This window comes from Marinimicrobium alkaliphilum (assembly GCF_003259155.1).
Taxonomy (GTDB): domain Bacteria; phylum Pseudomonadota; class Gammaproteobacteria; order Pseudomonadales; family Cellvibrionaceae; genus Marinimicrobium_A; species Marinimicrobium_A alkaliphilum.
In genome coordinates, this window is sequence record NZ_QGMQ01000031.1 from 1 (window position 1) to 369 (window position 369).

Annotated in this window: 1 protein-coding gene; it reads right to left on the reverse strand. The window is 50.1% G+C overall.

What is annotated here, in order from left to right; all coding sequences use genetic code 11:
* Positions 1-79 precede the first annotated feature (79 nt).
* Positions 80-369, reverse strand: a 290-nt coding sequence (locus DKW72_RS16260) for a hypothetical protein (protein ID WP_232522449.1), incomplete at its 5' end; no start/stop codon positions are given.

Genomic DNA, 369 nt, shown 5'->3' on the forward strand with positions numbered 1-369 from the left:
TAACGCCGCACACAAAGGCGCGAGCTTGCGAGCGTCCTGCCGCCGCTTGCGGCGGCGTATTGGTGTGCCTTGTTAAAGCTCATGACTCCTCCATGGGGAAAAACGTAAAACCAGAATACTTAGCTTTGTGATCGATAGGCATTTCATGAGCAACCTTTACAGACATGGTGTAGTTGGGGAGGGCATTACCTTCCAACTCGGGCTCCGCGAGCAACATCTCTATTACGGCTCTTGAAGCATCTTCTTCAGTTTCCGCCTCAACCCGGCGTGAAGCGAAGAAACCTACAAGCTGCATTTTTCCATTGACTTCCAGCTTGAAGTTTTCACCCTCGACGAACGCTACGAAATTTCTCATATGACCTTTAACGC